This window comes from Actinotignum inguinis (genome assembly GCF_051265835.1).
GTDB lineage: Bacteria > Actinomycetota > Actinomycetes > Actinomycetales > Actinomycetaceae > Actinotignum > Actinotignum timonense.
In genome coordinates, this window is record NZ_JBOZDP010000006.1 from 44,144 (window position 1) to 63,071 (window position 18,928).

General features: G+C 62.5%; 15 protein-coding genes. 10 read left to right on the forward strand and 5 right to left on the reverse strand.

What is annotated here, in order from left to right; all coding sequences use genetic code 11:
* The gene (locus ACRQFC_RS04780) at nucleotides 1-627 is read right to left on the reverse strand and encodes a DUF47 domain-containing protein (protein WP_026428733.1); all 627 of its coding nucleotides are present in this window, start codon (nucleotides 625-627) and stop codon (nucleotides 1-3) included.
* A 1,015-nt stretch (nucleotides 628-1,642) separates the two neighbouring features.
* Between ACRQFC_RS04780 and ACRQFC_RS04785 the strand changes: the two genes are divergently transcribed.
* The 5 genes from ACRQFC_RS04785 to ACRQFC_RS04805 all read left to right on the forward strand — a co-directional run bounded on the left by ACRQFC_RS04785 (nucleotide 1,643) and on the right by ACRQFC_RS04805 (nucleotide 7,094).
* Entirely contained in the window at nucleotides 1,643-2,299 is a 657-nt protein-coding gene (locus tag ACRQFC_RS04785) for a heme-binding beta-barrel domain-containing protein (RefSeq protein ID WP_284883652.1), read from the forward strand.
* Complete coding sequence (locus ACRQFC_RS04790; RefSeq protein WP_435734647.1) at nucleotides 2,296-3,300, forward strand: hypothetical protein; 1,005 nt, start codon at nucleotides 2,296-2,298, stop codon at nucleotides 3,298-3,300. Before ACRQFC_RS04785 ends, ACRQFC_RS04790 begins: the two co-directional genes overlap by 4 nt.
* 41 nt (nucleotides 3,301-3,341) lie before the next feature.
* Entirely contained in the window at nucleotides 3,342-3,683 is a 342-nt protein-coding gene (locus tag ACRQFC_RS04795; protein WP_051278341.1) for a DUF2516 family protein, read from the forward strand.
* Nucleotides 3,684-3,744: 61 nt separating this feature from the next.
* Nucleotides 3,745-4,212, forward strand: coding sequence for a D-aminoacyl-tRNA deacylase (dtd, locus tag ACRQFC_RS04800; protein ID WP_026428735.1), 468 nt, complete (start codon nucleotides 3,745-3,747; stop codon nucleotides 4,210-4,212).
* 278 nt (nucleotides 4,213-4,490) lie between these two features.
* Complete coding sequence (locus ACRQFC_RS04805) at nucleotides 4,491-7,094, forward strand: ATP-dependent Clp protease ATP-binding subunit (protein ID WP_284883604.1); 2,604 nt, start codon at nucleotides 4,491-4,493, stop codon at nucleotides 7,092-7,094.
* A gap of 112 nt (nucleotides 7,095-7,206) precedes the next feature.
* On the opposite strand, the gene ACRQFC_RS04810 is transcribed toward ACRQFC_RS04805, so the two are convergent.
* The 4 genes from ACRQFC_RS04810 to xylB all read right to left on the reverse strand — a co-directional run bounded on the left by ACRQFC_RS04810 (nucleotide 7,207) and on the right by xylB (nucleotide 11,729).
* Nucleotides 7,207-8,214 carry a hypothetical protein gene (locus tag ACRQFC_RS04810; protein WP_320755986.1) on the reverse strand — a complete coding sequence of 336 codons (1,008 nt, stop codon included), beginning with the start codon at nucleotides 8,212-8,214 and terminating at the stop codon, nucleotides 7,207-7,209.
* Nucleotides 8,215-8,276: 62 nt separating this feature from the next.
* Nucleotides 8,277-8,990: a DUF6318 family protein gene (locus ACRQFC_RS04815; protein ID WP_435709944.1), complete on the reverse strand. Its 714-nt coding sequence runs from the start codon at nucleotides 8,988-8,990 to the stop codon at nucleotides 8,277-8,279.
* Between the two features lie 160 nt (nucleotides 8,991-9,150).
* On the reverse strand, nucleotides 9,151-10,227 hold the full coding sequence (locus tag ACRQFC_RS04820) for an aldose 1-epimerase (protein WP_320755985.1): 1,077 nt from the start codon (nucleotides 10,225-10,227) through the stop codon (nucleotides 9,151-9,153).
* 56 nt (nucleotides 10,228-10,283) lie between these two features.
* Nucleotides 10,284-11,729, reverse strand: coding sequence for a xylulokinase (gene xylB, locus ACRQFC_RS04825; protein ID WP_320755984.1), 1,446 nt, complete (start codon nucleotides 11,727-11,729; stop codon nucleotides 10,284-10,286).
* Nucleotides 11,730-12,079: 350 nt separating this feature from the next.
* On the opposite strand from xylB, the gene ACRQFC_RS04830 reads away from it, so the two are divergent.
* The 5 genes from ACRQFC_RS04830 (at nucleotide 12,080) to mmsB (ending at nucleotide 18,896) form a co-directional block, all read left to right on the forward strand.
* Nucleotides 12,080-13,216: an ROK family transcriptional regulator gene (locus ACRQFC_RS04830; RefSeq protein WP_320755983.1), complete on the forward strand. Its 1,137-nt coding sequence runs from the start codon at nucleotides 12,080-12,082 to the stop codon at nucleotides 13,214-13,216.
* A 220-nt stretch (nucleotides 13,217-13,436) separates the two neighbouring features.
* Nucleotides 13,437-14,600: a xylose isomerase gene (xylA, locus tag ACRQFC_RS04835; RefSeq protein ID WP_320755982.1), complete on the forward strand. Its 1,164-nt coding sequence runs from the start codon at nucleotides 13,437-13,439 to the stop codon at nucleotides 14,598-14,600.
* Nucleotides 14,601-14,880: 280 nt separating this feature from the next.
* Nucleotides 14,881-15,999 carry a multiple monosaccharide ABC transporter substrate-binding protein gene (gene chvE, locus ACRQFC_RS04840; RefSeq protein WP_320755981.1) on the forward strand — a complete coding sequence of 373 codons (1,119 nt, stop codon included), beginning with the start codon at nucleotides 14,881-14,883 and terminating at the stop codon, nucleotides 15,997-15,999.
* A gap of 9 nt (nucleotides 16,000-16,008) precedes the next feature.
* The gene (gene mmsA / locus ACRQFC_RS04845; RefSeq protein WP_435713750.1) at nucleotides 16,009-17,562 is read left to right on the forward strand and encodes a multiple monosaccharide ABC transporter ATP-binding protein; all 1,554 of its coding nucleotides are present in this window, start codon (nucleotides 16,009-16,011) and stop codon (nucleotides 17,560-17,562) included.
* On the forward strand, nucleotides 17,559-18,896 hold the full coding sequence (gene mmsB, locus ACRQFC_RS04850; RefSeq protein ID WP_435713751.1) for a multiple monosaccharide ABC transporter permease: 1,338 nt from the start codon (nucleotides 17,559-17,561) through the stop codon (nucleotides 18,894-18,896). Before mmsA ends, mmsB begins: the two co-directional genes overlap by 4 nt.
* The last annotated feature ends 32 nt before the right edge of the window (nucleotides 18,897-18,928 follow it).

The following is an 18,928-nucleotide window of genomic DNA, read 5'->3' on the forward strand; positions in this document are numbered from 1 at the left end:
TCAGGACTCCTTGAGGGCAATGCGCTCGACCACGGCGGCGAGCGTCTCGAAAGCATCGACGGTGTCCTCGAGGGTGTCCACAACCAGTTTGACGCGCAGCAATTCAATGGCGTCGGTGGCGTTTTCAAAAAGCGCGGCGAGGGTGGAACGGTAGAGGGAATCGCCCTTGTTTTCCAGCTGGTTAATTTCCACCCAGTATTCGCGGGTATCCGGGGAGGTGGGGTTGAAATGCGCGAGGATATCCGAGGAGAGGCGGGCGCAGCTCTTGAGAATATCCACCACCGTAGGCACGCTATCGGGGAGGGTGAGGGGGCGCATGAAGGCCACGTTTTCCCCGACCTCGTCCATGAGGTCCACACAATTATCAACCGCGGTGGTCAGGGCATAAAGATCCTCCCTGTCGAAAGGGAGGACAAAAGACCTATTTACCACTTTGAGGAGCGCGTGATTTGACTCATCTGCATTGTTTTCGATGGTATGCAACTGCTGCTGCAACTCCGCGCGCTCATGAACCGGTGCGGTCATCAGCTGCGCGAGGCCCGCGGCGGCGATAGGAAGATGCGCCGCCTGGGCGCCAATTAGGTCGAAAACCCGCGTGGAACGCGAGAATTTAGAGAATAACCCCACGTGAATTCCTCGTTTCGGGGACATGAACAATCGATGAACGACTCTCCTCAAGGATAGTTCATTATGGGGCGAAACGTGTATGACAGCGCGGTGAGATCGGGCAAGCGCGCGGCGGCAGCGAAGTGCGCAGGATGCGCGCAGGATGCGCCCTCCCGACATGAGCCCCTCACAAAAAGCAACCTCTCGACGGGTATCTCTTCAGGATGCAACACCCTGACAGTAGGCTCCACAAAAAGCAACGCCACGACAGTGGGCCCCGCAGGATGTAACCCGGTGGCAGCGGGCCCCGCAGGATGCAACCCGACGACATCAAAACAATTTCTTAACGTAGCTGCTGTTGCATTTTGATTTCGGGCGGGCGCGGCGGGCTTCATGCGAGAGCCTCACGGACCTCACGAACTTCAATAGTCACACCAGCACCTGGGGAGGGGGTATCTGTTTTCAGAGCTGTACTTCATATGTCGTACATGCGAAGTACATCCCGGAAAATATGCCTTCCTCGCCGGAGCGGCGGGCCGGCGAGGCAAAGTGTGAGTCTGGGACATCGCCTCCCACAGGATGTGCATAAGAGACACGAAATCGCCCTGAAACGGTACTCTCGCGCACACTTTGTTTCTGGGTACGGTTCATACGGTTCCGGACCGAATCCAAACCAACGCCGCGCAGCAATTGGACCTCTTTTGTCTATTAACCCCACGCAGCGGTAGAAAAGTGGCGGGGAAAATGAAGAATGGCGGGAAAGGGTGCCGGACCTGAGAGCGCCTGACGGCGCGAATGCCGCTCGTAGCGGCGCTAGTTGGAGCCCGGGGCTTTCAAGGTCCGGCACCGTGGCTTCAGAATAACAAGAGCACGGCCAATCGGAAACTTTTCGTCGCGCTTTCGGGCCAAGCGTGAAAAATGAAGACTTTTTTGCTCCGACGTGGGAAAATGACACTAGCTATGGGCTGTGGCAGCCGCGGGCTGTATGTGCCCGAAACTTTGGATGATGCCCGGCCGGGGCGGGTAACCTGAGCATATGGTCTTTGCAATCCCTGAAAATCTCAGCCCGGAAACCTATCCGATGGCCTGGCTCGTTGATACCTGGCGCGGCGCTGGCCTCCTCGAATACGAGGGCGTGGACGCGGCCGGCTACCTCCACGAATTGCGCATCGATAATGATGACCACGGCCCCTACCTGCGGGTGCGTTCGGCAACCTGGCTTTCCCAGGAGCCGGCCGGGGCGGTGGATCGGGAGGTGCCCGGCGGGCGGATGTACGCGGCCCTCACCAAAGGTCAGCTGTGGTCGAGCTTCGAGGGCTACCTGCGCGTTTCTCCGAATAACCTCCAGGGCACAGAGGGCCGTTTCGTGCTGGAAGGCATGATCGCCACTTCCGCCGGGCACGCCATGACCTGGGCCGGTTTTATTAAGGGCCCGCAATTCCAGATCGTCGCGGACGCCATCGCTGCCACCCCCACCGCCGCGAGCTACACCGGCGGCCAAATCATGGGCGGCTACGTGGAATCCGAGTTTTTCTACGCCTACGATATGGCGGCTTTCGGGGCGGATATGCGCAGCTATATGGCCGGCCGCCTCCAGCGCCTGAGCGATTGCCCGGAAGCGGGCGAGCCGGAATCTGGCGGTGCGGATTCTGCCGGCGGGGCGGGCGCGCCCGAGGCGCAACCAGAATCGTGATACCCAGCCCGCTGCTGCGCTGGCCCGGCGCGGTTCCCGGGGAGGGGGAGGCGGCCGGGGTGGCCGCTTTCTACACCAATCCCTATGTGGAACAGCGCGAGCTGGAAGCCGGGCGCGGCTTCGTGGACCTTTCCCATTGGCAGGTGCTGCGCGGCGCCGTCAGGGCATGCCCGGATGCTGAGCATGCACGCGAAGTGCTGGAATGCGACGCCGGAGGCCGGATTCTCAGTGCCCTACTGCGCTGCGAGGATAGTCGTGAAGATATTTTCCTAAGCCCGCCGGGCGGGCCTGATTGTGGTATGTGCCCAGCCAACTACATAGCCATAGGTACGACGACGCAAGGAGCCGCGCGCCTCCGTGCGGCCATGCGCGGCCAGCCCGGGCTATCCGCCACTTTCTGGGAAGACTGGTGGCCGGGCAGCGATACGGTGATCCTCCTGGTCGAGGATATTGAGGTAGTCGCCCGGGCCGGGCAGGCCGCCGGCATGAGTCCGGTAGGTTTATTCGCCTGGATCGCCTACCGGGTCGCCGCGCGCCGCCCGGATCCCTTCCGGGCGGCGCGCGCGGGGGCGGGCCTTCGTGATATTTACGGCTCTGGCCTAGCGGGCACCCGCGGATCCGGGGAAGTGTACGCCTGTGGAACCCGAGAAATAGGTGCCCGCGAATCCGGGGAATGCGATATCCGCCAGCTCGGGGAAGCGGGGCGGAGCTTGGCGTGCCTGTATTTAGAAGGCCCGGATGAAGCTGACCTACCTGAGCCGGGTACTCCGGTACACGCGGATCGCACCGAGGCACCGGCCCTGGGCTACGTGACCTCCGCGGTGCGGCATTGGGAAGAGGGCCCCCTTGCCCTCGCCTTGATCAGAGAACCAACAGCGCTGGGGGCGGTGCGGGTCGGGGAATTCCGCTGCGGCGTCGAACCTATTCCTCTACCTGCGCACGCGCCCGTGGCGGTGACCATTCGTGAAAGCGGCGAAAAAAGTGTCGTAGGCCGTGATTAGAATGAGGGCGAGCACCACGCTTAGCACGAGGACGGAGAATCATGAACCTAACAACCTTGCGGCTCGTCACGGATATCTGCAACGGGATATTTTTTGTGATCCAGCTGGCGATTCTCGCGTTTATGGTGTGGGCGCTGGTGGCCTGCCTGCGCCGGCCGGATGCGGATTTTCGCTATGCCCGCAAGGATAAAAAGTTTTGGAGCGGGGTGCTGCTCGGCTGCGCCCTGGTCACCGGGATCGTGCTTTTCACGCCCATTCGCCTGCCTTTCCAGCCCTTCCTCATGCTCGGGGCGGCCTACGGGGCGCTCTACTACCTGGGTCCCGAAGAACAGCGGATGGGCCCGCGGCGCGGTTCGCGCGGGCGCGGGGGTGGGTCCTGGTAAAGCCGGGTAGGCGCAGGGCCTAGCTGCGTCGTCGTACTAATAACACCACGAAGGAGGAAGAATGCGAGCAGTTATTCAGCGCGTCAAGCGCGCGTCCGTCACGGTGGACGGCGCCGTGATTTCGCAGATCGGCACGGGGCTGTGCGTGCTCCTGGGCGTGACCCACGGGGATGGGGCGGCGGAAGTGGAGAAAGTCGCGCGGAAAATCGCGCAGCTGAAAGTGCTGCGTGCCGCGGACGGCACCGATGATCCGAATAGCCGGCGCAGCGCGGAAGAAGCGCAGGCGCCCGTGCTACTCGTTTCGCAATTCACCCTGTATGCGGATGTGCGCAAGGGCCGCAAGCCCTCGTGGTCTAAGGCCGCGCCCGGGGAGGTTGCCGATCCGCTCTACGAAGCGGTCGTGCGCGAATTGCGGGAGAAGTACGGGCTGGAGGTTGCTACCGGGCAGTTCGGGGCCATGATGGATGTGGAGCTCGTCAATGACGGCCCCTTCACGCTCCTCGTTGAGGTGGAATCCGCCGGCGCTTAAACTGGCGCGTTAGCCCGCGGCGCCCCGCCGGCGCTCGCGGCCCGCACACAGTCGCCGTGCTTGCCGCGCCGCCCGCAACGCCCCGCCAATATGGGCCCAAAGGCCCGGCGATAGTGAAATAAGCTCAGAAATCTTATCGATAACAGCACTTTCCGCGCTAATTCGGCTTTTTCCCTCAGCAAAATGTGAGCCACACACTCATGCCACTGGCGAACAGGGGACGGCTCCCGGGCTGAGGGCCGTTACTCTTTTAGAAGATTGCAAGTGCAAGGAGAGTTATGTTCGAAAGGTTCACCGACCGCGCTCGGCGGGTCATCGTGCTCGCGCAGGAAGAAGCACGGAACCTCAAGCACAACTACCTGGGGACCGAACATATCTTGCTCGGCCTCATTCGCGAGGGCGAAGGGGTGGCCGCGAAGGCGTTGGAAGCCCTGGGGGTGACGCTTGAGTCCGTGCGGACGCAGGTCATCGACATTATCGGCGAAGGCCAGGAGCCGCCCTCGGGTCATATTCCCTTCACGCCGCGCGCCAAGAAGGTCATTGAGTTCGCGATGCGCGAGGGGCTGCAAATGGGCCACTCCTATATCGGGACCGAACATCTCCTCCTCGGGCTCACCCGTGAAGCGGACGGCGTGGCCGCCCAGGTCCTCATCAAGCTCGGCGCGGATATGCCCACCGTGCGCAACCAGGTCAGCCAGCTTATTTCCGGTTTCCAAGGGAAGGAAGCCGTGGGGGTGGGTGGCGGCCCGCGCGAAGGCACGAAGGCCGGTTCCACGGTCCTCGATCAGTACGGGCGCAACCTCACCGCCGCCGCGCGTGACCACAAGCTTGACCCCGTGATCGGCCGGCATACCGAAACCGAGCGGGTTATGCAGGTGCTCTCCCGGCGCACCAAGAACAACCCGGTGCTGATTGGCGAACCCGGCGTGGGTAAAACCGCGGTGGTGGAGGGCCTGGCCCAGTCCATCGCCGCCGGTAACGTTCCGGAAACCCTCAAGGATAAGCAGCTGTATTCCCTCGATATGGGTTCCCTGGTGGCCGGTTCGCGCTACCGCGGTGACTTCGAGGAACGCATGAAGAAAATCCTCAAGGAAGTCAATACCCGCGGGGACATCATTCTTTTCATCGACGAAATCCACACCCTGGTGGGCGCGGGCGCCGCGGAAGGCGCCCTGGATGCCGCCTCGCTGCTCAAGCCGATGCTGGCCCGCGGGGAACTCCAGGTCATCGGGGCAACCACCCTCGATGAATACCGCAAGTACATTGAAAAGGACGCCGCGCTGGAACGGCGTTTCCAGCCCATCCAGGTGGAACAGCCCACCGTGGAACAAACGATTGATATTTTGCGCGGCTTGCGGGATCGGTACGAGTCCTACCATCGCGTGACTATTACCGACGACGCCCTGGAGGCAGCCGCCACCCTGGCAGACCGGTATATTAACGACCGCTTCCTTCCCGATAAGGCCATTGATCTCATCGACGAAGCGGGGGCCCGCCTGGCCATCCGCAAGATGACCGCGCCGCCGGAACTGCGCGAACTGGACGATAAGATCGCCTCCACGCGCCGCGCTAAAGAAGCGGCTATCGACGCTCAGGACTTCGAGAAGGCCGCCGGCCTGCGTGACGAAGAGCAAAAGCTCGGCGAAGAACGCGATGCCCGCGAGCAAGCCTGGAAGGACGGGGATATGGACGTCGTCTCGGTGGTGGATGAAGATCTCATCACCGAAGTGCTCTCCATGTCCACCGGCATCCCGGTCTTCAAGCTCACCGAGGCGGAATCCGCAAAGCTGCTGCGCATGGAAGACGAGCTGCACAAGCGGGTGATCGGCCAGCATGAAGCCGTGACCGCGCTCTCCCAGGCGATTCGCCGTACCCGCGCGGGCTTGAAAGATCCCAACCGCCCGGGTGGTTCCTTCATTTTCGCCGGGCCTACCGGTGTGGGTAAAACCGAGCTCGCCAAGGCGCTCGCGGAATTCCTGTTCGGGGATGAATCCGCGCTCATCACCTTGGATATGTCCGAGTATTCGGAGAAGCACACCGTTTCGCGGCTCTTCGGTGCCCCTCCGGGATACGTGGGCTATGAAGAAGGCGGCCAGCTCACCGAGAAGGTGCGGCGCAAGCCCTTCTCCGTGGTGCTCTTCGACGAAATTGAGAAGGCCCACGCGGACCTCTTCAATTCCCTCCTCCAGATCCTGGAAGAAGGGCGCCTCACGGACGCACAAGGCCGGGTGGTGGACTTCAAGAACACCATCATCATCATGACCACCAATTTGGGTACGAAGGATATTGCGAAGGGCGTGCAAACCGGTTTCCAGTTCGACGCCGATACCACTTCGTCCTACGAGCGCATGAAGACGAAGGTGGCGGAAGAACTCAAGAACAATTTCCGGCCCGAATTCCTCAACCGCGTGGATGACATTATCGTCTTCCCGCAGCTGGGCCGCCCGGAGATTTTGCAGATTGTGGATCTCATGATCGGCAAGCTGGATAAGCGCCTGCGGGACCAGAACCTCTCCATCGCCCTGACGAAGGACGCGAAGGAACTCCTGGCTGACCGCGGGTACGACCCGGTGCTCGGGGCACGCCCGCTGCGCCGCGCTATCCAGCGCGATGTGGAAGATGTGCTTTCCGAGAAGCTGCTCTACGGCGAATTCTCCAAGGGTGACATCATCGTGGTGGATGTGGATAAGGACAATATTCCGATGTCCTTCACCTTCACCGGTCAGTCGCCCGACCAGCCGCTACCGGACGGCGTGATCGAAGCGCACGAGCCGGCCCAGATGGAAGGCCTGGCCTCCGGGGTGAATACTCGCCCCAGCGGCGGGCCGGTTGCCGGGGCTGGCGCTCCGACTTCCGGAGGCGGCCTGGCCGCGGCGAACTAGGGCGCTACGGCGCTACGTGAGCGCGAGTTGAGGCGCCGGCAGGGCGCCAAGCTCACGCGCAAGCTAGGGCCGCGGGCTAGGAATAGCTGATACCGATATCGAGAGCTCGAAGCTAACCGATCAGGTGGGCTTCGAGCTCTCGTGTTATCACCGGGGCGGTTTCGGAGCGGGTAGTGAGGAGCTCCGGTAGCGAGCGGCTCTGCCCAGCAATGCTGTACCGAGCCTCCCACTCCACGACCAGCGTGGCACTCACCTCCTCATTAGCCTGGCGGTAGATAACTTCCGTAAAGGGCTGGCGGGCCGGGACGGTCTGTGTTGGGCGACCGGGCGTGACATTCCCGGTGTTCCCGCTGTTCCCGGCCTTCGCGGTGTTCGTGGTGGGGGAGTTTGCCGCATTGGACGTGCTCCCCACGTTGGACATGCTCCCCGCACCGCTCGCGATTTCTGCGCCAGGCACCTCCCACGTGGCCCGCACCGGAACCAGATCAATAACCACCTCCGCGCCGAGCAAGGTCACCGTGTGGCGCTGGGCCGGCGCGGAATAATGCAAGCGGACCGGGTAGTTGATGGCCACCCAACCGCGCGCCGGTTCCATCCACGCCTCAGCATTCGCCGCCGCAATCCGGATACTCTCCGTGTGAATGATCGTCTCCAACTGCGCGGCGGTGGGAGCGCTACCGGTTTGTGGGTCAACCGGAGGAGCGCCGTTTGCCAGTATCCAACTGAGAATCCCGGCCGCCCCGCGCACATGCCCCGGCAGGGAAGTATCCCGAACCGCGGCGATGAGCGCGCGCCGAGACCACGGCAGCCCGTAGGGTCCGGTGGCCGTGCCGGTGGCTGAGCCACTTGCTGTAGCGGTGCCACCTTCCAACCCGGAGCCGGAGTATCCAGGGTCCGCGCCGGCGCCGCCGCCCGCGCCTGAGCTATCCGCGCCACCCGAGCCAGACGCCGTACCGCCCGCGCCACCGGGTAGACGCCGAGTGTAACTACCCTGAGCTTCCACAGTCACTCCGCCGGCATCGGTGCGAGCGGTATAGATACGTTCCTCACCATCCTCATATTCGCGGGCGAGGGCCGGAGCGCTCACCGTGCACGAACCAAGAAATACCACCGCGGCCATGCCTATGATCAGGCCCCTCAGGAACCAGCGCGGCTTAAATCTGGGACTGCTGTACCGGCTCATCACACGCCTCCGTCCAAAATGTCGTCGTTCATGCCCACCGCGTCCACGATCCAGTTATTACCCGAGCGGAAAATCCGCATGGTTACGAAGAATTCTTCGGCGCGATCTGTCTTTTCGGCGCCCTTGCGGTTGACCACCGGATTAGGTGGATGGGAGACGGAGAACTGCACGGTATAGGCGGCTATGGGATCATTCCAGCGCCCCCGCGCATCACTAAAACTAAAAACGGTTGGCTGCCGGGGCCGGAAGTCTGTTTCTTCACGTTTCGCGATCTGGTGTTGGCACCAATCGCATTGTTCCCCGGCCAGCGGGGTGAGAGGTGCGATATCGCCGGTGATCGTCGCGTAATCGAGGAGGGTGAAAAGATACTGCCCGGCCGCGATGGCTCCCTCCACTGAATCTTCGGCCATCTGAGCGGGCGAGGGAGGTACCGGAATCTGCACCGGCCACGTGGGTAGGGCAGATGGAGAACCGGCGGGCGCGGCGGAGTCGGAGTTTATGGCAGCGCCTGCTGACCCGCTGGCAGCGGAACCGGAGCTCCCGGCAGACGAAGCGGAGCTAGCGCCAGGCGAAGCAGTCGTGGCCGGTGGGCTCGAAGCACCGCCAGGAGAGAGCGCCGGGGGAGGCGCACCCGCCCCGGCTCCACATGCGCTGAGAAGGAAACAGAGGGTGGCAAGAATTCCGGCGCGGCGTCCGGTCATAAGTACGTTCATGACGCCACGTTAACAGCCGCGTCGCCCCTGCCTAGCGCCTATCCACAGGAAGGCTCGCAGCGGCGCGTCGTCCACAGCTTTGCGCCACGCACACCGCGACACCTACGCAAGCCACGCCTGAACGGTTCCCCGGTTCGGCTCCCCTGCGTAGCGTTGCCACTTACGCGCCAGCAACCTCCGTCACCACAACCCACGCTTCGAGCTCTCGGCTAGCGCCCGGTTCCAGCAGCATTTCGCGGCCCTCGGCCCGGTTGAAGGCATTGGGGAGTGCCTGGCACGGCTCCATGGCCACCGCTTGACCAGCGTCGCGTGCCAGCCCGGAGCCTGCAAAAATATGGAAATTCTTCGACGGCCAGTCACCCAGGCGCGCCCACAGAGCAACCTCGCGATTTCTGGTGTGCAAGCGCGCCACATTCCAGCCCGTCCCGGCGCCACCGTTTCCGTCCGCAGCACCGTCCGCACTACCGGACGAACCGACCGCATCACCACCAACCCCGGCCCCGCCCGCATCCGGCCCGGCGCTATCAGCAAGTCGCGCGTAGGCCCAATCCGTAGCCGGGTCGATGGGGGAGTCTGCGAGCGGCTCGCACGGCGCGAAAGCGCCGGCGCCGTCGTACGGAATAAGCTTGGCATCGGTGGCGATACGCGCGCGGCAGTCTAGGCTCAGGCGCGCATCCTCCAGCGGGCCGGCGAGCCGGAAATACGGATGCCACCCAAGCGCCACCGGCGCGGCTACCTCGCTGAGGTTCTCGGCGCGTAAGTGCACGTGCAAGGAGCCATCCTCCCCAATGCTGTAAACAATGTTTACGGCAAGCTCGAAGGGGTAAACACTGTTCGCATCCACGCGGGCGGCAAATTCAAGAACGCCGTTGTCTGCGCGGATGACCTCGAATTCCCGGGTAGTGACGAGGCCGTGTAGGCCCGGTTCCGTATCGGGAAGCGGCGCCGGCACGCTGTGAACGCCGTTTACCGGAACCTCGGCGTGGAGGCGAGCACGCACGGCGGCGTCGTCGCCATGATAGAGCGCGGCCGGGTAGCGCCCCGCGCGGATGCGATTGGACCACGGCACCAGTACCGCGCTGCGGAAACCGTTAAGTTCGCGCAGCTCAGCGGGGTTGCGGTAGCCGTCGATAACCTCGGTCTCGCCCAGGCGATAGCTGAGCAGGGTGGCTCCGCGAGTGGCCGCGCGCAGCGTAACGGTCCGGCCCGCGCACTCGCGTTCAGTGGTGACGATCATGGTCCTTCTTCCTTGTAGTCCCGGGTACGACGACGCCGCAACTGCGGGCGCCTCCTTTAGCTTCCCACGTTCTCCAGGGTACGCGCCAAGGCCTGGTAAGCGGGCCAAGCCGGGTTGCCGGGGCGCGGTGTGAAGCGGGCGGTGATGCGCGGAGCCCAGGCGTCGGCCGGGCAGTCCAGGCCCGCCACCCGCGCCGCCTGGTAGGCCGCCCCCTTGGCCACGTATTCACCCGGTTCGGGCAGGGCGAGGGGAATCTCCAGCACATCCGCGAGGATCTGGACGAGCACCCGCGATTGGGCACCCCCGCCAATAAGCATGGCGTTATCGATGGTGATGCCCCCGGCCCGCAGCGCTTCGAGGGCCCCGCGCATGAGGCAGGCCAGGCCTTCGTAGGCGGCGCGGGCCAGATTCGCGCGGGTGAAATTCGCGATTGTCAAACCGCCCAGATGCGCGCGGGCACCGGGAAGATTCGGGGTGCGCTCGCCCAGGAAATAAGGGATCAGGGTGATTCCACCCGCGCCCGGCGCCGCGGATTCGGCTAGTTCGCCAAGCTCCTCGAAAGAAACATCCAGGATGCTGCGGAAATAATCCTGGATGAGGGAGCCGTTGAGGGTGCAGGCGAGCGGGAGCCACTGGCCATTCGCATCAGAAAAGCCGGTGACGCCCGAAGTGGCATCCTGAACCGGGTGGTCGGAGACCGTGGCGATCACCCCGGAGGTTCCGATGGAAAGCGAGGCTTGCCCGCCGCGCAATCCCAAACCGAGGGCGGCCCCGGCATTATCCCCGGCGCCCGGGCCAATGGGAACCGTGCGGGCGGCGGTCCCGCTGCTCAGCCACTGTGCATCAAGACTCCCCACCGCCTCGAAAGGCGCGGCGATGCGCGGCAAAATAATCTCCCGCGCGGCCGACTCGGGAATGCGCAGCGCCGCGGCGAGGATATCGTAGCGGTAGGCGTCGGTGGTGCAATCCACGTATCCCGTGCCCGAAGCGTCCGAGCGGTCGGTGGCCAGATCGCGTAGATCGGTGGAGCCGGAAAGCTTCCAGGTGAGCCAATCGTGGGGCAGGCAGATCGCGCTAATCCGCGCGGCGTTCTCCGGCTCGGCATCAGCCAGGTAGCGTAATTTTGTGACGGTGAGAGAAGCGACCGGAACGGAGCCGGTTGCCCGCGCCCAAAATTCCCGGCCGAATTCTTCCGTGAGGGCCCGCGCGGCGGGGGCGGACTTGGTATCGTTCCACAACAACGCGGGGCGGATAACCTCCCCGGCGGCATCGAGGGCTACCAGGCCGTGCTGCTGGCCGCCCACGGCGATACCGGAAATATCATCGAGCCCGCCAGCCACGGTAATCGCAGCGCGCAGCGCATCAAGCCAGGCCTGCGGATCCACCTCGGTTCCGTTCGGGTGAGGCGCTTTGCCCTGCCGCACAATCTGCGCGGTCTCGGTATCAATAATGAGGACTTTGGTGGACTGGGTGGAGCTATCGACTCCGGCGACGAGTGGCATATTCTCTCCTAGTAGTGGGCGGCGTGACAGCGGTGTCGCGCCGCGGGCTGGCACGGAGGAAAAGGGTGAGATAGCGCCGGATAACCCGCCCGGCGTACACCACTCCGTGTATTTGTTCTTAAATAAAACTAATGTGGGGGCGTGGGCGTGTCAAGGGTTCGCGCTATGCTCTGGCCCGCATCCAGTGGCGCAGCTCCACTATGATAAATGAGATGCGCGAGAGTCGGGCAGGTAAAGGTTCAGCAGGCAGAGGTCCGGCAAATAGAAGTCCAGCAGGCAGGGAGGTCGGGAGCGTGACCAAAACCGGGAAAACACCGCAGAGCTTGAGGGTGGAAAATACCAAAACGGTGTTGGCATCCGTCTTAGACAGTCCGGAACCGCCCTCGCGCGCCCAGCTTGCTACCCGCACCGGCCTCACCCGTGCCACCGTGTCTCGCCTGGTCGATTACCTCCTGGAGGTTAAGCTCATCGAAGAGCTGCCCCCGGTGCGCCCGCATGTGGGCCGGCCTGCGAACCCCCTGGTCGCCAAGGGGCAGACCATGGTCATGATCGGGATGGAAGTGAATCTGGCCTACCTTTCGGTGGTGGTCATGGACCTGGCCGGCAATATTCTTTTCACCGCGGTGGACCAGCGCGATTCCCGCCAGGCCTCCCCCCAAATTGTGTGCGAGACGCTCAGCGAGATGCTGGGGAGGTGGGCCCGCCCGCGCGGCACCACGGTGCTGGGCACGGGACTATGCGTTCCCGGTTTGGTGGATCGCGGCCGCGGGATCGTGGTGACCGCCCCGAACTTGGGCTGGGCGGATGTTGATATGGTGAGCCAGCTGCACGCTACCATCGCGGATCTTGGCCGGGTGATCGTCGTGAACGAGGCTGATGCGGCAGCGTACGGGGTGCTCTACCAGCGCCCCGGGGCACTCTCGGCCACCCGCGATTTCATTTACGTGTCCGGCGAGGTCGGCATCGGCGCCGCGGTGGTGGCCGGGGGTGAAGTCTTCGAAGGAACGCACGGCTGGGCCGGGGAATTCGGGCATATGTGCGTGGAACGCTCCGGGCCGCGCTGCGGCTGCGGTTCCAACGGATGCTTGGAGCAGTACGTGGGTCAAGACGCACTCCTGCGGAACGCCGGATTGGAGCGGGAAGCGGGCGTGGGCGAACTGATAGAAAGGTTCGACGCCGGGGATGCTGGTGTGAGAGATGCTGTTGATCTGGCTGCGGTATCCCTCGGATCGGCCCTCGCGAACGCCCTCAATCTCCTCGATCTCGACACGGTGGTTTTCGGTGGAAACTTCGCCCTCCTCTACCCCCGCTTGGAGATGATCCTGCGCTCCGAACTCAAATATCGGGTGCTGGCTTCGCGCTGGAAGGATATTGAATTGCTCGTCGATGAGCACGGGAATACCGCCGCGGCCATCGGGATATGCCTCCAGCATTTTGAGATCTTCCTCGGCGATCCCAACTCCTGGCTGGAGCCGGAACTTACCTAGGGGCCGGCCCGCAACGGCCCGCAATGGCCTGTAATGGCCCGCACACCGGCCCACGCCAGCGCACCCCACTTTGTTTGTGCCTAAAACTAACCCGCCAGAAAAGCGCGCACAGAATTTCTCCGGGTGAGATTTACCTTATAGCTATTGACACTGCGCACTTCCCGAATTAGTTTTGGAAGTGAACAAAGTAGTTGTTCATCAGCATAAAGGAGTGCATACGATGAGAAAGCCTACAAAAGAAGATAAGTTCTCCTTCGGTCTGTGGACCGTGGGGTGGACCGGAACCGATCCCTTCGGCGGGGATTCCCGCCCGGCCCTGGACCCGTGGGTCTACACGGAAAAGCTCGCCGAACTGGGCGCCTGGGGCATCACCTTCCATGACAATGACGTTTTCGCTTTCGACGCCTGCGATGCTGAGCGCGCCGAGCGGGTAGGCAAGGTCAAGGAAGCAGCCGATGCCAACGGCCTGACCATCGAAATGGTCACCACCAACACCTTCTCCCATCCCATCTTCAAGGACGGCGGCTTCACCAATAACGACCGCTCGATCCGGCGCTTCGGCCTCCAGAAGATCCTGCGTAACGTGGATCTGGCCGCGGAAGTTGGCGCCACCACCTTCGTGATGTGGGGCGGGCGCGAAGGCACCGAATACGATTCCTCCAAGGATCTCAACGCCGCGTTCGAGCGCTACAAGGAAGGCCTGGATACGGTAGCCGGCTACATTAAGGAGAAGGGCTACGATCTCAAGATCGGCCTGGAACCCAAGCCGAACGAACCGCGCGGTGATATCTTCCTGCCCACCATCGGCCACGCCCTCGGCATTATTGCCGAGCTGGATAATGGCGATATCGTCGGCCTCAACCCGGAAACCGGGCACGAGCAGATGGCCGGCCTCAACTACACCCACGGGCTGGCCCAGGCCCTCAACGCCGGCAAGCTCTTCCATATCGACCTCAACGGCCAGGCCGGCCCGCGCTACGACCAGGACAAGTGCTTCGGTCACGGCGATCTGGCCTCCGCCTTCTTCACGGTGGATCTGCTGGTCAACGGCTTCTCCAACGGCGGCCCGCGCTACGAAGGCCCCATCCACTTCGATTACAAGCCTTCGCGTACCGAAGGTCTGGAAGGCGTATGGGAATCCGCGGCCGCGAATATGGAAATGTACCTCATGCTCGCGGAGAAGGCGAAGGCCTTCCGCGCCGACCCGCGCACCCAGGAAATCATGGAAGCTGCCTCGGTTCCCGAACTGGCTGAACCCACCGTGGCCGAAGGTGAGAGCCTGGATGATGTACGGGCGGAGAAGTACGACGTCGCAGCTCTGGCCGCGCGCGAATACCACTACGTTGAGCTCTACCAGCAGGCCATGCGCCACCTTATTGGCTAAAAGTCGCGGGGAGGTGGGTGGCCACATATAAGCCCACCTCCCGACTATCGCTGTGCCCCGGTTGGTGGGGGTGAGGTGCGATTCGCGGCTCACCCCCACCGCACGCCGGGCTCACCGCGCAGATTGTCCACGCCTACCTCGGCGTGCCATGCCTGCCGGGCTCGCACGCCGCCCGCGCCTGAATCCACCGCGGACATATATACAGGCGCGTACGAATTGACGATAGCGCGAGCTGCGCCGTCGTTCCCTAACACTTCTCACACAGAGCAAGGAGGCTCCGGTGAAGATTTCCCTGAAGAAAATAGCCGCGATGATCACGGGGATGTTCCTCGTGCTCGCCACCGCAGCCGGGTGCTCCGCCACGCGAAGCGATGAGTACTACGGTCGCAGCGGTGGTGGCACCATCGGCATTTCCATGCCCTCTAAGTCCCTGGAACGCTGGTCGCGTGACGGTGACTACCTGCAAAAGCAATTGCAGGATATGGGATATAAAACCTCGATGCAGTACGCCGATAACAAGGTGGAACAGCAGATCTCCCAAATCCAAAATATGATTAACGAAGGCCCGGCGGTCATTATTGTGGCCTCGATTGACGGTTCGGCCCTCGCGCCGGTGCTCGCCCAGGCCAAGCAAGCCGGTATCAAGATCATTGCTTATGACCGCCTTATTCGCGATACCGATGCGGTCTCCTACTACGTGACTTTTGATAATTACCGCGTGGGGCAGATGCAAGGCGAATATATCGTCAAGGAACTCGGCCTGGACCAGGGCAAGGGTCCCTTCAATTTCGAGCCTTTCTCCGGTTCGCCGGACGATAATAACGCGCGTTACTTCTTCGAAGGTGCCTGGGATCAGCTCAAGCCCTACCTCGATAAGGGCCAGTTGGTGGTGCCCTCCGGTAAGGCCCCCGCGAATGTAGCAGATTGGCAGTCGATCGGTATCCAGGCGTGGATGGCACCCACCGCGCAGGCGGAAATGGAAACGCGCCTCAACTCCTTCTACCGCGGCGGCACCCGCGTGGATGCGGTGCTCGCTCCCAATGATGCGCTGGCGCTGGGCATCACCCAGGCCCTCGACGCGGACGGCTACACCCAGGACACCTGGCCGGTCCTCACCGGGCAGGACGCGGATCAGGCCAATGTTACGAATATCGTCAAGGGCCGCCAGTCCATGACCGTGTGGAAGGATACCCGCAAGCTCGCCGACCAGGCCGCCCTCATGGTGGACCAGATCGTCAAGGGTGAAGACGTGACCGTCAATGACACCGAAACCTATGAGAACGGCATGATGGTTGTTCCCACCTACCTGCTCGAACCGGTGGTTATTAACGCGGAGAACGCGCGCGAAAAGCTGGTGGATTCCGGATACTACTCGGCTGCCGAGATCGGCCTCGAGTAGGAGGACGCCATGTATTCAGACGAAAATATTTTGGAGATGCGCGGAATCGTCAAGGACTTTTCCGGCGTGCGCGCTCTCGACGACGTGACCCTCAATGTCAAACGCGGGGAAATCCACGCGATTTGCGGGGAGAACGGCGCCGGGAAATCCACCCTTATGAAGGTGCTTTCCGGCGTGTGGCCGCACGGCACCTACGAAGGTGAGATTATTTACGATCACGAGCCGGTCAAGTTCTCCACCATTAAGGATTCGGAGCGGTCCGGAATCGTTATTATCCACCAGGAGCTGGCGCTTTCGCCTTTCCTCTCGGTGGCGGAAAATATTTTCCTCGGTTCCGAAATTACCCGCTTCGGGGCTATCGACTGGAATAAGACGAATGATCGCGCGGCGATCCTGCTGGCCAAAGTGGGCCTCGACGTCGACCCCACCACGGAAGTGGTGGACCTGGGCGTAGGCAAACAGCAGCTGGTGGAAATCGCGAAGGCGCTATCTAAGAACGTTAAGCTCCTCATTCTTGACGAGCCCACAGCGGCCCTCAATGATGACGATTCTGAACACCTGCTCAACCTCATGCGCCAGCTCCAGGCGCAGGGCGTTTCCCAAATCATTATTTCCCATAAGCTCAACGAGATCGCGGAGATCGCCGATAATGTCACCATTATTCGCGACGGTCACGCGGTGGGCACCTGGCCTATGAAGGGCGAGGGAGCCATTAGCGAAGCGGAAATTATTCGCCATATGGTGGGCCGTGAGCTCACCAACCGCTACCCGGAGCACACCCCTAACGCGGGGGAGATGCTCCTGGAGGTGGAAGGCTGGACCGCTTATCATCCCCTCGATACCGGGCGGAAAGTGGTGGACGACGCCGCGATTAACGTGCGGGCCGGGGAAATTGTGGGTATCGCCGGGCTTATGGGTGCCGGGCGTACCGAGCTGGCCATGAGCCTCTTCGGGCATTCCTACGGAACAAAGATCTCCGGGACGGTGCGCATGCACGGCCAGGAGGTGGATACCTCCACCGTGGGCAAGGCCATTAAGGCCGGTATCGCCTACGTTCCCGAAGATCGCAAGAGCTTGGGGCTCAACCTCATCCAAGATGTGCAACTCAATGTCACCTCCGCTGCGCTGCGCAAACTCGTGCGCGGCGGGGTGATCGACGAACATGAAGAAACCCGGGTGGTGGATGGCTACCGGAAGTCGATGCGGATCAAAACCTCCTCGAACCGGGCGCTGGTCTCCTCGCTTTCGGGTGGAAACCAGCAGAAGGTAGTGCTCTCCAAATGGATGTACACCGATCCGGAGCTCCTCATTTTGGACGAACCGACGCGCGGCATCGACGTCGGCGCGAAATACGAAATCTACCAAATCATTAACGAACTAGCGGACCAGGGCAAGGGTGTTCTGGTAATTTCCTCCGAGCTTCCCGAATTGCTGGGAATCTGCGACCGCATTTACACACTCAACGCCGGAAGAGTCACGGGCTGCTTCGCGCGCGAAGACGCGAGCCAGGAAAAGCTCATGAGCTACATGGCCGGTGAACGCAAGGAAGGACAGGTAGCATGAGCGAGAAACCTGAGGTAACCACGGGCGCGGCCGGTGCGGGCGGCGCGAGGGCTGCCGGCACCGAAACCGCAACCGGCACCGAAACCGCAACCGTCGCGACACGCGCTGTTCCCGCGGTGCGCGCGCCGAAGAAATCCGAGGATCCGGCCACTGCCAACCGCGGCAGCGCGAAACTTGGTGGCATTAATCTGCGCCAGTACGGTATCCTGCTGGCCCTCGTCATTATTATTCTGCTGTTCCAGGTCCTCACGAAGGGCCTGCTCCTCGCCCCGAATAACGTGGCTTCCCTCATCCAGCAGAACGCCTACGTGCTTATTTTGACCATCGGCATGACGATCGTCATTATTGCCCGGCATATTGATCTCTCGGTCGGCTCGGTGGTGGCTTTCGTGGGTGGCGTTGTGGCACTCATGATGGATTCCATGGGCTGGTCCTGGCCGGTCGCGGTGGTGGCCGGGCTTCTTATCGGTGCTCTTATCGGCTGCTGGCAGGGCTTCTGGGTTGCCTACGTGGGCATCCCCGCCTTCATCGTGACGCTGGGCGGCATGCTCATCTTCCGCGGCCTGGCCATTGTGCTGGTGGAACGCACCATTTCCGGCCTGCCCGGCGGCTTCGTTTCCATCGCGAATGGCTCGCTACCGAATTGGCTTGGATTCTTCACCCCGAGTTTCCTGCGTGATTGCGATGTGCTTACCCTCCTCATCGGCCTGCTGGCCGTGGCGGGGATGCTGGTCAGCGCGCTGCGTAAGCGCCGGGCCCGCGCCCGCGGGGGAGCCCCGCTCGAATCCGCGGCGAGCTTCTGGATCCGCAATCTCATCCTCGCGGTCGGCATTATGGCGGTGGCCTACGTGCTTTCGCTCTCGGCCGGCGGCACGCCGATTGTGCTCGTCATTATCGGCGTGCTCGTGATGATCTACGCCTTCGTCATGAACCGCACCGTTTTCGGCCGGCACGTCTACGCCGTGGGCGGCAACCTGGAAGCCGCGAAGCTCTCCGGCGTCAATACCAAGCGGGTGGACTTCCTCGTCTTCGTCAATATGGGCGTGCTGTCCGCGCTCGCGGGGATTGTGACGACGTCGCGCGCGGGTGCGGCCGTGGCCACTGCCGGAAACGGCTACGAACTGGATGCCATCGCCGCGGCCTTCATCGGCGGGGTGGCGGTGACCGGTGGTCGCGGTCGGCTCTCCGGGGCTATCATTGGTGCCTTTATTATGGGCGTGCTCAATATGGGTCTGTCGATTCTCAATGTCGATTCCGCCTGGCAGCAGTCCATTAAGGGCCTCGTGGTTATTCTTGCCGTCGCTTTCGATATGGTTGCTAACCGCAAGAAATAATCTCCGGAATTGCACTCCTCCGGGGTCGTGCG

What these genes read in the sequence shown, in the direction of transcription:
- ACRQFC_RS04805 (WP_284883604.1), top strand. Translation starts at nt 4,491, where the DNA reads ATGTTCGAAAGGTTCACCGACCGCGCTCGGCGGGTCATCGTGCTCGCG.
- xylB (WP_320755984.1), bottom strand. Translation starts at nt 11,729, where the DNA reads ATGCCACTCGTCGCCGGAGTCGATAGCTCCACCCAGTCCACCAAAGTC.
- ACRQFC_RS04795 (WP_051278341.1), top strand. Translation starts at nt 3,342, where the DNA reads ATGAACCTAACAACCTTGCGGCTCGTCACGGATATCTGCAACGGGATA.
- ACRQFC_RS04815 (WP_435709944.1), bottom strand. Translation starts at nt 8,990, where the DNA reads ATGAACGTACTTATGACCGGACGCCGCGCCGGAATTCTTGCCACCCTC.
- xylA (WP_320755982.1), top strand. Translation starts at nt 13,437, where the DNA reads ATGAGAAAGCCTACAAAAGAAGATAAGTTCTCCTTCGGTCTGTGGACC.
- ACRQFC_RS04785 (WP_284883652.1), top strand. Translation starts at nt 1,643, where the DNA reads ATGGTCTTTGCAATCCCTGAAAATCTCAGCCCGGAAACCTATCCGATG.
- ACRQFC_RS04810 (WP_320755986.1), bottom strand. Translation starts at nt 8,214, where the DNA reads ATGGCCGCGGTGGTATTTCTTGGTTCGTGCACGGTGAGCGCTCCGGCC.
- mmsA (WP_435713750.1), top strand. Translation starts at nt 16,009, where the DNA reads ATGTATTCAGACGAAAATATTTTGGAGATGCGCGGAATCGTCAAGGAC.
- dtd (WP_026428735.1), top strand. Translation starts at nt 3,745, where the DNA reads ATGCGAGCAGTTATTCAGCGCGTCAAGCGCGCGTCCGTCACGGTGGAC.
- ACRQFC_RS04820 (WP_320755985.1), bottom strand. Translation starts at nt 10,227, where the DNA reads ATGATCGTCACCACTGAACGCGAGTGCGCGGGCCGGACCGTTACGCTG.
- mmsB (WP_435713751.1), top strand. Translation starts at nt 17,559, where the DNA reads ATGAGCGAGAAACCTGAGGTAACCACGGGCGCGGCCGGTGCGGGCGGC.